Consider the following 13,646-nt stretch of genomic DNA (forward strand, 5'->3'; position numbering starts at 1 on the left):
CTGGTCTCATCACCGAAGGTGCAGTGCTTGCCCTTGTTGATGCAGTCATGGACTTTGCCGTTGATATCCTGCAAACAGGGAAAAGGTTAGCCCGCAGTACAAACATAATAACGGTTAGTTAACTCAACTCAGAAACTTGAGTCCTGTTCATATCGCTTGGTCCTTCCGGGAGCAAATCGATAGCCGCATGATGCGACGTAACTCCTACAAAATCTCCCGCAAATCGATGATCTCCATCTTGTGGTTGCGGTCCGGTTCTTCGGGGGAAGGCCCCTCGGTTTGGATGATGCAACTACCGATCAGCCGGTATTTCAGGGCGTAATCGCGGGCATAGTCGGTCCAGTCGGCCGGGTGGTTGAGTTCGTAGACCGGAAAGACCCCGTAGGAGAAGAGCAGCTCCCGGCAGGATTTCTTGTTGGAGCTGACCGCCAGGATCCAGGTGGGCAGCCGGTAGCGCGACAGCCGCCGGGCGGTGAGGCCGCTGTCGGTGGGCGCGATGATGGCGGCCACGGTGTCGGTCTGGCTGACGATGCTGTTGATGCTGGAAGCGATGAAGTCCACCTCGCGGATATCGGTGTAAATCGGATGCTCCGGGTTTTTGCGGTAGCTCTGTCGGGTGCGGTGGGGTTCGGTGGCCCTGGCGATCTGCACCAGCATCCGGACCGCCTCCAGCGGATAGCTGCCCATGGCCGATTCCTCGGAGAGCATCACGCAATCGGTGCCGTCGAGGATGGCGTTGGCCACGTCGGTGGCCTCGGCCCTGGTGGGCCGCCGGTTGTTGGTCATCGATTCGAGCATCTGGGTGGCGGTGATCACCGGCTTGCCGAAGAGGTTGGCCTTGGCGGTGATCATTTTCTGCAGGATGGCGATCTCCTCGATCGGGACTTCCACCCCGAGGTCGCCGCGCGCCACCATCACTCCGTCGGTGGCTTCCATGATCTCGTCGATCTTGGTCAGGATGGAGGCCCGTTCGATCTTGGCGATGATGAATGGCGAATAGCCCATTCCCGCCGCGGCCTGGCGCACCGCGTGAATGTCGGCGGCACTGTTGACGAAGGACTGGCTGATGGCATCGACGCCGTGGTCCAGGGCGAACTGCATGCAGGCCCGGTCGTGCTCGGTGAAGGCGGAGATGCCCAGGTCGATGCCCGGCAGGTTGAGTCCCTTTTTCGAGCGCAGCTTGCCGCCGACCAGCACCCGGCAATGGACGTCGTTGCCTTCGATTTCCTCCACTTGCACCTGGATCAGGCCGTCGTTGATGAACAGGATGTTGCCGGCCGACACGGCCTGCGGCAGCTCCTTCAAAGTCACCGAGACCCGCTCGCCGGTGCCGACCACCTCCTCGGTGGTCAGGGTGAAGCGGCTGCCGATGGCCAGATCGACCGGCTCCTCGCCCAGAACGCCGATGCGGATCTTGGGGCCCGGCAGGTCGGCCATGATCGCCACCGGCCGGCCCACCTCGGCGGCGGCTTCGCGGATGCGCTGGATGGTGACGCCGTGCACCCGGAAATCGCCGTGGGAGAAGTTGAGCCGGGCGATGGTCATCCCGGCGGCCAGCATCTGGCGCAGCATGTCCGGGGAATCCGAGGCCGGGCCGATGGTGCAGACCAGCTTGGTTTTGCAGAGGGGCAGGGTGAAGGCGCTGTTCATGGGATCGTCCGTGATAAGAGGTGAGTGGAAAGGGACGGCTGGCCGCAAAACAGGCGCGGGGCCGTCCCCACAAAACCGCAGTCCCGGACGAGGGCGGGGGCTGCGGACGCGTATGGCCGGTCAAGCCCGGCCGGATCGGCGCAGGCGACCGGGGATCGATCAGGGCGCCAGGATGGAGCGGGCCACCTGGCCCACATCCGCCGTGCCGGTGAGCAGCATGGCCTGGAGCAGTTCGTTTCTGAGCTGGTTGAGTGCCAGGGCGACTCCATCCCGGCCGCCGCCATAGACAGCGGTGATCATCGGCCGGCCGATCAGCACCGCGTCCGCTCCCAGGGCGAGCAGCTTCAACACATCGGTGCCGCTCCGCACGCCGCCGTCGGCGAAGACCATGGCCTTGCCCTTGACCCGGTCGGCGATCGCCGGCAGGACCTCGGCCGCTCCGGGGACCGAATCGAGCACCCGGCCGCCGTGGTTCGACACCACGATCGCCGCCGCTCCGGCCCGCACCGCCGCCTCGGCCTCGTCAACGGTCATCACCCCCTTGACGATGAAGGGCAATTGGGTGGCGCCGATCACCTCCCGCAATTCCTCGAAGGTCTTGGGGCCCACCGGCTGGCCCTTCATGGCCATGGTCACCAGGCCGGCGCCGTCGACATCCATGCCCGTGGCCAGCACGCCGGCTTCCTCCGCCTGGCGCAGGTAGCTGACGATCACCTCCTGGGCCCTCGGCTTGATGATGGCGATGGTGCTCGCCCGGTTGGCCTTGCCGGCAGCCAGCCCGCTGCCGAACATGCTCGGATCGGCGCCGTCGCCGGTCATGGCGATGGTGCCGGCCTGCAGGGCGCCGGCCGCGAGTTCGGCCACGAATTGTTCCTCGGTCATGGCGCCGCCCATGTTGTAGGTGGAGCCGGTCATCGGCGCCACCAGGATGGGCATGGACAGGGTTCTGCCCCACAGGGAGAAGGAAAGCTTGGGCTCCTTCACCGGGTGGATGGTCCGCATCTGCAGGCGAACCCGTGCCAGGGCCTCGATATTGGCCCGAAACGAGGAAGCGGTGCCCAGTCCGCCCATGCCCGGAACCTCGCCGGCGCAGACCCGGCCGTCGCAGACCGGACAGACTCGGCAAAAGCCCTTGAGTTTTTTCCGGGCGTCTTCCCGGACGGTTTTCATATCCATCGATGTGTCCTCCTCTCCCTCAAGGGCCGGCCGTACGGCGCCCGGGTACAACCGCGCCCCGGGGGAGATGTGTGTTCAGTCCATTCCGTGCGGGCTCGCCGCCACCCGAGCGGCAAGCCGAAAGACCGGTCGCCCGTCGGCAGCCGGCCGCCCGCCCGACACGCCGAACAATCGGCGCCGCGCGGGTTCCCTCTGTATTGTTTAACGACAATAAACGCAGGCATCGGGCCGCCGTCGCGGCGCTCGCCGTTGCCTGCGGCCTGGCACTGTAGCAAGAATGTCGCGTGGTTTCAATATGATGTTCCTTGGGTTCAGCGCGGCCGGGCAAAGTCCGCCAGGGACTGGTCGATGGAGGCGCGCAGCTGGCTGTCGATGGGGATCGGGTTGCCCAAGTCGTCGATCTTGACAAAAACCATCCGGGTCGAGCAGACCAGTTCCTCGCTGTCCTGGTCGAAATCGAACCGCCGGGCCTCGACATCGATGGTCAGGGAGGTGGTGCCGAGCCGATGCACGCTGGCATAGATGCGGACATGGTGGCTGATCTTGACCGGCCGCCGGAACAACACCTCCTCCATTTTCAGGGTGACCAGCGACTGGGTGCGGCTGATATAGCCGGCAAAGGCGGCCCCGGCCTCGTCCAGCCAGGACAGCATGGTGCCGCCGAAGAGGTTGCCGTTGATCCCGATTTCGCTGGTGCGACAGATTTTGGTGGCTACATAGTGCATGGAGTGCTCCTGGAATGGGCGGCGCGGCCGCCGGCGAACAGGTTGCGCCCGGCCATGGCGCATTGTATAAGGCTATCATAAGAATTCAGCGCCGGAATGCCACGGGAAAATGGGGCGCTCCGGCGCACAGCCGACGGCGCGCCGAACCGCGCGGCCAAGCCACCCGATTGGGAATCGTCCATGCAAGCATCGAAAAAAGACGCGGCCCTGCTCTTTGTCTGCGGCCAGTGTGGTTTTGCCAGCCGCAAGTGGCTTGGCCGCTGCCCCGACTGCGGCGCCTGGGACAGTCTGAGCGAACAACGCAAGCCGGCAGCGCTCCGGCCCGGCCGCGTGCCCGCGTCCGCCCAGCCCCTGGCCACGGCCGACGAGGAGGAATGCCTTCGCCTGGTGACCGGCATCGCCGAGATGGACCGGGTGCTGGGCGGCGGCATCGTGCCCGGCTCCCTGGTGCTGATCGGCGGCGATCCGGGGATCGGCAAGTCCACCCTGATCCTGCAGCTGCTCGCCTCGCTGGCCGCCAAGGATTTGCAGGTGCTCTACGTCACCGGCGAGGAATCCATGCGCCAGATCCGCATGCGGGCCAACCGGCTCAAGATCGGCAACGAGGCCATTTTCCTCTCCACCGAAAACTGCGTCGAGGCCATGATCGACCTGGCCGGCACCATGCGGCCGGCGCTTTTGGCGGTGGATTCGATCCAGACCGTGTACAGCGAGGAGGTCGGCTCGGCGCCGGGATCGGTCACCCAGGTGCGCGAATCCACGGCCCGGCTGCTGGCCCTGGCCAAGTCGAGCCACCTGCCGATCTTGCTGGTCGGCCACGTCACCAAGGACGGCGCCATCGCCGGCCCCCGGGTGCTGGAGCACATGGTCGACACCGTGCTTTATTTCGAGGGGGATCGCGGCCAGGTGTTCCGCATCCTGCGCACGGTGAAAAACCGCTTCGGCTCAACCAACGAGATCGGCGTGTTCGAGATGCAGGAGAGCGGGCTGGCCGGGGTGGACAATCCCTCGGCGCTTTTTCTGGCCGAGCGGCCGGTCAACGTGCCGGGCTCGGTGGTCCTGCCCAGCGTCGAGGGGACCCGGCCGATCCTGGTCGAGGTCCAGGCCCTGGTCAGTCGCTCCAGCCTGGGCACGGCCCGGCGGACCGCCATCGGCGCCGACCCCCAGCGCCTGGCCCTGCTCACCGCGGTGCTGGAGAAGAAGCTGGGTGTCACCCTGTTCGATCACGACATTTTCCTCAACGTTGCCGGCGGGATCAGGATCGTCGAGCCGGCGCTCGACCTGGGGGTGGTGGCGGCGCTTTTGTCCAGCTTTTTCGAAAAACCCATCGACCCGGCCACGGTGGTGTGCGGCGAGATCGGCCTGGCCGGCGAGGTCCGGGCCGTGGGGCAGATGGAGATGCGGCTGCGCGAGGCCGGGCGGTTGGGGTTCTCCACCTTTTTCATGCCCGAATCCTCTGCCCGGCACCTGCGGGGCAAGAAACAAGAAGGCATGCGGCTGGTGCCGGTGCGCACCGTGGCGGAATTGGCCGAACACCTGTTTTAATTGTGGCATGGCGGGCGTTTTTTCGGCCTGACCACCCTGTTTTCCGGCAAGAGAAGGAGTTGTGCATGGAACATGCGATTGAAACCGGTCTCGCCGTCCTCGGCGGCGGACCGGGCGGATACACGGCGGCCTTTCGCGCCGCCGACCTGGGGCTAGCGGTGTGCCTGATCGAGCAGGGCGCCCGGTTGGGCGGCGTCTGCCTCCATGCGGGCTGCATGCCGTCGAAGACCCTGCTCCATGCGGCGGCGGCCTTCGAGGAGGCGAGGGCCGGCGAGGCCTACGGCTTGCGGTTCGACGGCCTGCGGCTCGATATCGCCGCACTGCGGAGCCACAAAATCAAAATCGTCGAACAACTGGCCGGCGGTCTGGACAGCCTGGCCAAGGCCCGCAAAATCACCCGGCTCACGGGGCGCGGCCGCTTTGTCGACGGCCAAACCCTGATGATCGACGGCCCGGAGGGAAGCACCAGGGTACGGTTTGGCCAGGCGATCGTCGCCACCGGTTCGCGTCCGGTTCCCCTGGCCGGCGCCCCGCACGATCCCCGGATCTGGGATTCCACCGCCGCCCTGGCCCTGCCGGCCGTGCCGTCGCGGCTGTTGATCGTGGGCGGCGGTATCGTCGGGTTGGAAATGGCCCAGGTCTACCGCGCCTTGGGAGCCGACATCACCCTGGTCGAGGCCGAGGCCCAGATTATTCCGGCCGCCGACCGCGACGTGGTGCAGCCGCTCTTTTTGCAGGTGAAGAACGCATACCGGATCTGGACCGGGACCAGGGTGGCTGCTATGACAGCCCGGCCCGAAGGCATCGAGGTGGCGTTGACCGGCGGTACCGAGGCGGTCGAGCTGTTCGACGCCGTGCTGGTGGCGGTGGGCCGCCGCCCCAACATCGAGGACATCGGCCTGGAGACGCTGGGCCTGGTGCCCGACCGGCAAGGCCGCCTTGCTGTCGATGCGCGTTTGCAAACGGCCATGGCCCGCATCTTTGCCATCGGCGATGTGACCGATGGGCCGATGCTGGCCCACAAGGCCATTCATCAAGGCAAGGTGGCGGCCGAGGCGATTGCCGGCCTGGCCGCGACCTTTGCGCCCGCGGCCATCCCCGCCGTGGCCTATACCCATCCCGAGGTGGCCTGGGTCGGACTGACCGAACGGGAGGCGGCCCGACAGGGCATCGTCTGCGCCAAGGGCAAATTCCCCTGGGGGGCCAGCGGCCGGGCGCTCTCCGCCGGGGCCGGCAACGGGGTGAGCAAAGCGCTGTTCGACGTTGCCGACGGCCGCCTGCTCGGGGCCGGCATTTGCGGCCTCAACGCCGGCGAGCTGATCCACGAGGCGGCGCTCGCTCTGGAAACGGGTGCCACCGCCGAGACCATCGCCCGCACCGTGCACGCCCATCCCACCCTGGCGGAAACCTTTGCCGGCGCGGCCGGCGCGGTTTGCGGCTCGGTCACCGACCTGCTGCCGGCCAGGCCGAAAAAACGAACGGCATAGGAGCGCGGCCATGGATTTGACGCTCGACACCCCCCTGGACATGCACCTGCACCTGCGTCAAGGCGAGATGCTCGACCTGGTCGCTCCATTCAGCGCCGCCCAGTTCGCCGGCGGGGCGGTCATGCCCAACCTGGTGCAGCCGGTGGACAGTCTGGAGCGGGTGCGCGCCTACCGGGCCGCCATTGCCGCCGCCTGCGGCACCGCTGCCTTTGTCCCCTACATGACCCTGTTCTTCCGCGATTACGATCGACGGGAACTGGCCGAGGCCAAGGACGAGATCATCGGCGTCAAGCTCTATCCGGCCGGGATCACCACCCAGAGCGAGGCCGGGGTGCGCGATTTCGACCGGATCGGCGCCACCGTGGCCCTGCTGGAGGAGTTGGACATCCCGCTGCTGGTGCACGGCGAGACCGGCGGCTTCGTCATGGAGCGGGAGCAGGAGTTCCTGGCGGTCTATCGCTGGCTGGCCGAGACCTTTCCCCGGCTGCGGTTGGTGATGGAGCACATCACCACCGCCGCGGCCATCGACTTCCTCGAACGTTTCGACCGGGTGGCGGCCACGGTCACCCTCCACCACCTGCTGATCACCCTGGACGACGTGGCCGGCGGCCTGCTGCGGCCGGATCTGTTCTGCAAGCCGATCGCCAAGACGCCCCGCGACCGCGACGCCCTGCGGCGGGCGGTGCTGTCCGGCCATCCCCGGCTGATGTTCGGTTCCGATTCCGCCCCCCACCCCCGCCACAAAAAGGAGTGTCTCGGTTGCGCGGCCGGGGTGTTTTCCGCGCCGGTGGCCCTGCCGGCCCTGGCGGAGTTGTTCGTGGAGGCGGGCTGCCCGGAACATCTGCCGGCCTTTGTTTCGGCCAACGCCCGGCGCTTCTACCGGATCGAGCCGCCGGCCGGGACGGTGTGTCTTGAGCCGGTGGCATGGCTGGTGCCGGAGCGCTACGGGGAGGTCACGCCGTTTCTTGCCGGCAAAACAATCGGTTGGCGCGTGAAAGCGGCGCATTCGGCCCGGTTTTGATTGAAACGGAGGAGGGAAGATGGTAACCAAGACGCCACGATTCGCGGTCCCGGTCTATTCCACGGAACAGGGCCGGCTGTGTCCGGGCTGCGGCCAGCCGGCCGCCGCTTGTAGCTGCAAGACGAAATCGGCCGCCCCCAGGGGCGACGGCATCGTCCGGGTGGGGCGGGCGACCAAGGGGCGCAAGGGCGGCGGGGTAACGGTGGTGACCGGCCTTGCCCTCGACCCGGAGCAGCTTCGCGAGCTGGCCAGTCGCTTGAAAAAGCAGTGCGGCGCCGGTGGTGCCATCAAGGAAGGGACCATCGAGATCCAGGGCGAACATCGCGATCTTTTGGTGGCTACCCTGCAGCAGCTCGGCTACACCGTCAAACGGGCGGGCGGCTGACCGCCGCGCCCGACCCCAGACGTCCATTCGCCGTCCGGAGAGATGTAATTCCGGACGCGCCGCGAATCATCCGTCGGACCGCCGCGGCCGCCACCGCCTGCGGTCATCATCCCGTCTTTCATCCCATCCACGGAGGAACCTGCCATGTTCTGGTCCTACCCCCTTGCCTTTGCCAGGAATTTTCTCGGCAACGCGCCGCTCTGGTATAAGCTGGTCATTCTGCTGTTTTTGATCGCCAATCCCGTCCTGCTTCAGGTCTACGGTCCGTTCGTCGCCGGCTGGGTCCTGATCGGCGAATTTATCTTCACCCTGGCCATGGCCCTCAAATGCTATCCCCTGCCGGCCGGAGGCCTGTTGGCCCTGGAGGCGGTGTGCATCGGCATGACCAGGCCCGAGACCGTCTTTCAAGAGGCGCTGACCAATTTCGAGGTGATCCTGTTGCTGATCTTCATGGTGGCCGGCATCTTTTTCATGAAGGATTTTCTCCGGTTCACCTTCACCCGCATCCTGGTCAAGGTGCAGTCGAAGTACAAGATCTCGCTGCTGTTCTGCTTTGCCGGCGCCTTCCTCTCCGCCTTTCTCGACGCTCTCACGGTCACGGCGGTGATCATTGCCGTGGCCTACGGTTTCTACGATATCTATCACCGTTACGTTTCGGGCAAGGACGGCGGCGATGCCATCCACGACCTGACCAGCGACCTGGCGCTCAAGGAGAAGGAACAGGAGGATCTCAAGCAGTTCCGGGGCTTCCTCCGCAATTTGATGATGCACGGCGCGGTCGGCACCGCGCTCGGCGGGGTGTGCACCCTGGTGGGCGAGCCGCAGAACCTGCTGGTGGGCAGCGTCATGGGCTGGCAATTCGCCACCTTCTTCCTCAAGGTGGCGCCGGTGAGCCTGCCGGTGCTGGTGGTCGGCCTGGCCACCTGCTATTACGTGGAAAAGAAGAAATGGTGCTCCTACGGCTCCGAACTGCCCGGACACATCCGCTCCCACCTGCTGGAAACCGAGGTGCAGATGGAGGCCAAGCGCGGCACCCGGGGTACCTTGCGGCTGGTCGTCCAGGCCATCGCCGGCCTCTGGCTGATCGTCGCCCTGGCCTTCCATCTGGGCGCAGTCGGCCTGATCGGCCTGTCGGTGATCGTCTTTCTCACCGCCTTCAACGGCATCACCGAGGAACACCGGATCGGCCATGCCTTCGAGGAGGCGCTGCCCTTCACCGCGCTGCTGGTGGTGTTCTTCGCCATCGTCGCGGTCATCCACGACCAGCACTTGTTCACGCCGGTGATCGACTATGTGCTCAGCCTCAAGGGGCACACCCAGCTGGCGGCCTACTACATTGCCAACGGAGTGCTTTCCGCCATTTCCGACAACGTGTTCGTGGCCACGGTCTATATTTCGGAAACGAAAACCCACATGATCGACATGTTGGCCGCCATCCCCGATATCGGCATGACCGGCCAGGAGTTGATGAAGAAGCTCACCGACCCGCACACCGCCCGGGCCGACGTGCTGGCCACCCTGCCGCAGGCCACGGCGGTCCAAGTGCAGGCGGTGATGGACCAGTTCGACAAGCTGGCCGTGGCCATCAACACCGGCACCAACATCCCCAGCGTCGCCACCCCCAACGGCCAGGCGGCCTTCCTCTTCCTGTTGACTTCGGCCCTGGCGCCGGTGATCCGCCTGTCCTACGGCCGCATGGTCTGGCTGGCCCTGCCCTATACCATTACCATGTCGCTCACCGGCCTGGCCGCAACCTATCTGTTCTTGTAAGCTTGCGAACATAGGCCGATAAAAAAAGGCGTGCCGATTGCCGGCACGCCTTTTTTATTCGTTGCCACGGAAATTCCCGGCAGATTTTTCAATGCCGTGTCGCCTTTTGCGTCAGAAAGCGAAGGATGCTTCTCGCAATACCTCCCGCGTCGTCAACGCCAACCACTCCTTCCGATACCTTGCTGTAGGGTGCAGCGGTCCGGTCTTCGGTTTCCTCATGAGGTGCCGGCCGGTGTCGCATTTTAGCCACTATCGCCTGCGAGGCGCCTGCTAAAATCGGGCTGAAATTCGCTGGCAAGCAGATCCGGCGTGCAGGAAACCCTGAAGAAGCCCTTGCCTGGCCTGCTCTGCTTCTGTGGGCACGGAGCGGCTTTTCTGTATTAATGCACTAAAATAATTAAATAAAATGGAAATTTCCACTTTTTGTGTCGATAATATACGACAAGGTGCGTATGCTTTTGGCTTGTTTTCCGAAATTTCGGAATGGATTTGAAGTGTAACATGCCGGAACAATTGAGGTGGAAGTTCAATTTCCATTTTCTTCTGCTAAACAATGCGACAACGCGTTTGCTTCTGTCAGAATTTGTCCGTTTTTTCGGACAGGCGAGGGTGTGCAGGAGAAAAGAGATATTTTATTGCTGTCAAACCTTGATTGTTTGAGCGGGTAATATGTTGAAATAAAAGATATTTTTCGAAAGCATCCAGCCGTCTCCAAATGAGTGAGGGAAAACTGGCACGAAAGGTGAAAAAGAGGGGGTGATGAAAAAAATACTTCATCTTCGTAACATACATCCCACAGGAGGAAATCATGAAAAAGCAATTATTGAAGAGCGTGTTGATCGCAGTAGCAGGAATCGGACTGATGGCTGGAAGTGCAATGGCTGATAATCTGTATTTTAGTTTCCAAAGCGGAGAGGCAATTACCACCAAGGCTCAATATTTGAATCTTGATGGAAACAAGGGGTTGGAGACCATCAGAATTCAGAATATTGGAGTCAATTTCTCGCAGGACAGCTATCTCACCGATCACGGCGCCACTGTAAGTTTTTCTGATTTCACCATTACGGATTTCAGCACGCTGACCCTGGCAACGGATTTTTATGCAAGTGGGTTTACCGTCAAGAACAGCGGTGGGCAGACCATATTCACCGCAGATCTAAAGGTGACATCGCTTCATCAAGAAGGCAGCATGGCATCATTCAACCCGTATCTTGATGTCAATCTTTCCAATTTTCAAATTGGAGCTGGTTATACCATGGGAGATTCAGCCCTTATAGATGCATTCCTTGATTACAATGGGGGCGCTGTCGGGGTTGCGATGTGGATCAATAACGGTTTTCCGGTGAAGGATTTCAGAACCTTCCTAAAGGACTACTCGGGCAATGCCCATTACAATGCCATAGGCGGTACTGCCGCACCCGTTCCTGAGCCCGCGACCATGCTGCTTTTCGGAGCCGGCTTGCTTGGCCTGTCAGGTGTTGCCCGCAGGAAAATCGCTCACTGAATTGTCAGCTGAATCATCCCCTTGCACCCGAGCCCGGCAGGATCTCCTGCCGGGCTTTGTTTTGCGAATGCAGCTCATTTCCTTTTGCGGCCCGATGAAATTCGCTGAAATCCAGAGATAAACGGTGTTTATCGGGAATGAGATTGTCCTGCCTCTGGCCTACAGTCTGCGCTTGATCGACAGGGCCAGTTCGTGGACGGTCATGGCGTAATAGGTGGAGTTGTTGTAGCGGGTGATGGTGTAGAAGTTGGGATGGCCGATCAGATATTGATCGTAGCTGGCGTAGCGGAGCCGCACCAGGCGCAGGGGGCCGTCGCTGCTGCACGGGCGCGCCGGTTGCAGCCCGGCCTGCTGGAGGGCGGCCAGGGTGTATTGGGGCTTCAAACCCGCCTCCAGGCTGACCGGGCCGTTGGCCTGCAGGGGCGTGACCACCGGGTGGCCCGGTTGCCAACCGTGTTGGGAAAAATAGTTGGCGACGCTGCCGATGGCGTCTTCCGCATTCCACAGATCCCGCCGGCCGTCGCCGTTGAAATCCACCGCCCAGCGCAGAAAGCTGCTGGGCATGAACTGCCCCAGTCCCATGGCACCGGCGTAAGAGCCCACCGGCGTGGCCGGGTCCAATCCCTCGCTGCGCGCCATCAACAGAAAGTTTTCCAGTTCGCCGCGAAAATAGTCGCCACGCCTGGAGTAGTCGAATCCCAGGGTGGTCAGGGCGTCGAGCACCCGGTCCTTGCCGACATAGCCGCCAAAAGTGGTTTCCACCGCCAGGATGCCGAGGATGTACTCCTCGGGCACGCCGTACTGCCGGGTGGCGCGCTGCAAGGCGGCCCGGTTGCGGCGGGCAAATTCGACTCCGGCGCCGATGTGGCGTTCGTCGAGGAATTTGGCCCGGTAACGGCTCCAACCGCCGGGAGACGGCGGGCCTTTCAGCTCCTGGTCCGACTTGGCCAGGTAGTTGAGGGTCCAGTTCTTGCGCCGGGCCTGGGAGAAAAGGCCCAGCAGATATTCCTCCTCAAAGCCGTGTTGACGGACCATCTGGTCGACGAATTGCTGCAGGCTGGCATAGCCGGCGAAATCGCCGGTGAGCTGTCTGGCTCGGTAGGCGCCGACGCAGGCCCGGCTGGCCGGACGTTCCTTGGCCAGGTCGGCGTTGGGACGGCCGGCGGCCGGCGGCAAGGCCAGCCGGTTCGATTGCTCGGCGCAGCCGGCGCACCCGAGTGTCAGCAGCAGGGCGCAGGAGGTGAAGAGGATCTGGTGCCACCGGGAAAAACGGAGTCGCGGCAGCAAATACCGAGGAACGGGCAACAAGCAAGAGTCGTGCGAAGAGGTGTCCATGGCGAGACGGTCATCCAACGGGCTGGGCTTGGGTGGGGTACGCCGTTGCCGGCGCCGATCTTCATCAAAATAAAGGAAATTTCTCCGTTGGGGAAGAGGAATGGAGGCGCTCAGTTGCCAAAGGTGAGCACCAGGTACAGGGAACAGCCGTAGAGCAGCAGCAGGAGCCAGCCCCGGGCTTGGTGAATATGGCCGGTGCGGTCGGGATAGGTGAGCGCCATGGCCAGAAAGCCGAAGCATAGGGAAATGAACGCCCCGGCGGAATGGGCAACGGTGATGGGGGTGATGATGGCCGCCACCGGGACGATCAACAGGCCGTTGAAGATGTTGCTGCCCAAAATGGTCCCCAGGCCGACCTCGTCGTGGCCGCGCAGTTTGGCGATCACCGCGGTCGCCAGTTCAGGGGTGGAGGTGCCGATGGCCACCACCGTGACCCCGACCGTGAAATAGTCCATGCCAAGCGACAGGGCAATCCTCTTGGCACCCGACACGACCAGATCGCCGGCCAGGATCAGCAGGGCCAGGCCGGCGGCGCAGCAGCAGACGATCCGCCACCGGCGCCACTCGCCGAGCACCTCGGCCGTGGCGCTGCGTTGTTGCCGGGCCTCGGCAACCGCCACCGCCAGCCAGGCCAGGAACAGGCCCAGCAGCAGCATGCCGTCGATCCGGGAAAGCGTGCCGTCGAGAAACAGCAAGCCGGTGCAGGGGGGAATGAGGAGGGCCACGGGAAAATCACGCCTGATACTGCTGCGCGGACAGCGGATGCCGGCAATAATCAGGGCCAGGGCCAGCACCAGGGCCACGTTGGCGATATTGCTGCCCAGGACGTCGCCAAAGGCGATTTGGGGCTGGCCGGCCAGAGCGGCGTTGATGGCCACGGACAGCTCCGGACTCGAAGTGGCGAACGCGGCCACGACCGCGCCGATGATGCCCGGCGAAATCCTCAGCCAGCCGGCCAGTCCGACCACCCCGCGGATGAACAGCTCGCCGCCCATCCCGGCGCAGGCGATGCCGGCGAGCAGCACGGCGTAATCGCGCATGGGCCTCC

Annotated in this window: 11 protein-coding genes; 6 read left to right on the forward strand and 5 right to left on the reverse strand. The window is 63.7% G+C overall.

Annotation, left to right across the window (positions count from 1 at the left end; all coding sequences use genetic code 11):
* Nucleotides 1–204 precede the first annotated feature (204 nt).
* The 3 genes from pyk to RMR13_RS14520 all read right to left on the reverse strand — a co-directional run bounded on the left by pyk (nucleotide 205) and on the right by RMR13_RS14520 (nucleotide 3,551).
* Entirely contained in the window at nucleotides 205–1,650 is a 1,446-nt protein-coding gene (gene pyk / locus RMR13_RS14510) for a pyruvate kinase (RefSeq protein WP_310601340.1), read from the reverse strand.
* A 159-nt stretch (nucleotides 1,651–1,809) separates the two neighbouring features.
* On the reverse strand, nucleotides 1,810–2,826 hold the full coding sequence (locus tag RMR13_RS14515) for an alpha-hydroxy-acid oxidizing protein (RefSeq protein WP_310601341.1): 1,017 nt from the start codon (nucleotides 2,824–2,826) through the stop codon (nucleotides 1,810–1,812).
* A 311-nt stretch (nucleotides 2,827–3,137) separates the two neighbouring features.
* A complete protein-coding gene (locus tag RMR13_RS14520) occupies nucleotides 3,138–3,551 on the reverse strand; it encodes a hotdog domain-containing protein (protein ID WP_310601342.1) in 414 nt (137 codons plus the stop codon).
* 180 nt (nucleotides 3,552–3,731) lie between these two features.
* On the opposite strand from RMR13_RS14520, the gene radA reads away from it, so the two are divergent.
* The 6 genes from radA (at nucleotide 3,732) to RMR13_RS14550 (ending at nucleotide 11,263) form a co-directional block, all read left to right on the forward strand.
* Complete coding sequence (radA, locus tag RMR13_RS14525) at nucleotides 3,732–5,096, forward strand: DNA repair protein RadA (RefSeq protein ID WP_310601343.1); 1,365 nt, start codon at nucleotides 3,732–3,734, stop codon at nucleotides 5,094–5,096.
* 65 nt (nucleotides 5,097–5,161) lie between these two features.
* Nucleotides 5,162–6,583 carry a dihydrolipoyl dehydrogenase gene (gene lpdA / locus RMR13_RS14530; RefSeq protein ID WP_310601344.1) on the forward strand — a complete coding sequence of 474 codons (1,422 nt, stop codon included), beginning with the start codon at nucleotides 5,162–5,164 and terminating at the stop codon, nucleotides 6,581–6,583.
* Nucleotides 6,584–6,593: 10 nt separating this feature from the next.
* Nucleotides 6,594–7,604, forward strand: coding sequence for a dihydroorotase (gene pyrC / locus RMR13_RS14535; RefSeq protein ID WP_310601345.1), 1,011 nt, complete (start codon nucleotides 6,594–6,596; stop codon nucleotides 7,602–7,604).
* A gap of 19 nt (nucleotides 7,605–7,623) precedes the next feature.
* Nucleotides 7,624–7,989, forward strand: coding sequence for a translation initiation factor Sui1 (locus RMR13_RS14540; protein ID WP_310601346.1), 366 nt, complete (start codon nucleotides 7,624–7,626; stop codon nucleotides 7,987–7,989).
* A 144-nt stretch (nucleotides 7,990–8,133) separates the two neighbouring features.
* Nucleotides 8,134–9,759 (forward strand): sodium/proton antiporter NhaB, encoded by a 1,626-nt coding sequence (gene nhaB, locus RMR13_RS14545; protein WP_310601347.1) that lies wholly within the window; start codon nucleotides 8,134–8,136, stop codon nucleotides 9,757–9,759.
* An 808-nt stretch (nucleotides 9,760–10,567) separates the two neighbouring features.
* Nucleotides 10,568–11,263, forward strand: a complete 696-nt coding sequence (locus RMR13_RS14550) for a PEP-CTERM sorting domain-containing protein (protein ID WP_310601348.1) — start codon at nucleotides 10,568–10,570, stop codon at nucleotides 11,261–11,263.
* Between the two features lie 159 nt (nucleotides 11,264–11,422).
* On the opposite strand, the gene mltB is transcribed toward RMR13_RS14550, so the two are convergent.
* Both mltB and RMR13_RS14560 read right to left on the reverse strand, forming a co-directional pair.
* Nucleotides 11,423–12,550 (reverse strand): lytic murein transglycosylase B, encoded by a 1,128-nt coding sequence (gene mltB, locus RMR13_RS14555; protein WP_310601349.1) that lies wholly within the window; start codon nucleotides 12,548–12,550, stop codon nucleotides 11,423–11,425.
* Between the two features lie 158 nt (nucleotides 12,551–12,708).
* On the reverse strand, nucleotides 12,709–13,638 hold the full coding sequence (locus tag RMR13_RS14560) for a sodium:calcium antiporter (RefSeq protein ID WP_310601350.1): 930 nt from the start codon (nucleotides 13,636–13,638) through the stop codon (nucleotides 12,709–12,711).
* Nucleotides 13,639–13,646 lie beyond the last annotated feature (8 nt).

This window comes from Desulfobulbus sp., from assembly GCF_031547805.1.
Lineage (GTDB): Bacteria > Desulfobacterota > Desulfobulbia > Desulfobulbales > Desulfobulbaceae > Desulfobulbus.

Excerpts from the sequence above, each read along its gene's own strand:
- RMR13_RS14520 (WP_310601342.1), bottom strand. The coding sequence starts at position 3,551 with ATGCACTATGTAGCCACCAAAATCTGTCGCACCAGCGAAATCGGGATC.
- nhaB (WP_310601347.1), top strand. The coding sequence starts at position 8,134 with ATGTTCTGGTCCTACCCCCTTGCCTTTGCCAGGAATTTTCTCGGCAAC.
- RMR13_RS14550 (WP_310601348.1), top strand. The coding sequence starts at position 10,568 with ATGAAAAAGCAATTATTGAAGAGCGTGTTGATCGCAGTAGCAGGAATC.
- pyrC (WP_310601345.1), top strand. The coding sequence starts at position 6,594 with ATGGATTTGACGCTCGACACCCCCCTGGACATGCACCTGCACCTGCGT.
- lpdA (WP_310601344.1), top strand. The coding sequence starts at position 5,162 with ATGGAACATGCGATTGAAACCGGTCTCGCCGTCCTCGGCGGCGGACCG.
- RMR13_RS14515 (WP_310601341.1), bottom strand. The coding sequence starts at position 2,826 with ATGGATATGAAAACCGTCCGGGAAGACGCCCGGAAAAAACTCAAGGGC.
- radA (WP_310601343.1), top strand. The coding sequence starts at position 3,732 with ATGCAAGCATCGAAAAAAGACGCGGCCCTGCTCTTTGTCTGCGGCCAG.
- RMR13_RS14560 (WP_310601350.1), bottom strand. The coding sequence starts at position 13,638 with ATGCGCGATTACGCCGTGCTGCTCGCCGGCATCGCCTGCGCCGGGATG.
- RMR13_RS14540 (WP_310601346.1), top strand. The coding sequence starts at position 7,624 with ATGGTAACCAAGACGCCACGATTCGCGGTCCCGGTCTATTCCACGGAA.
- pyk (WP_310601340.1), bottom strand. The coding sequence starts at position 1,650 with ATGAACAGCGCCTTCACCCTGCCCCTCTGCAAAACCAAGCTGGTCTGC.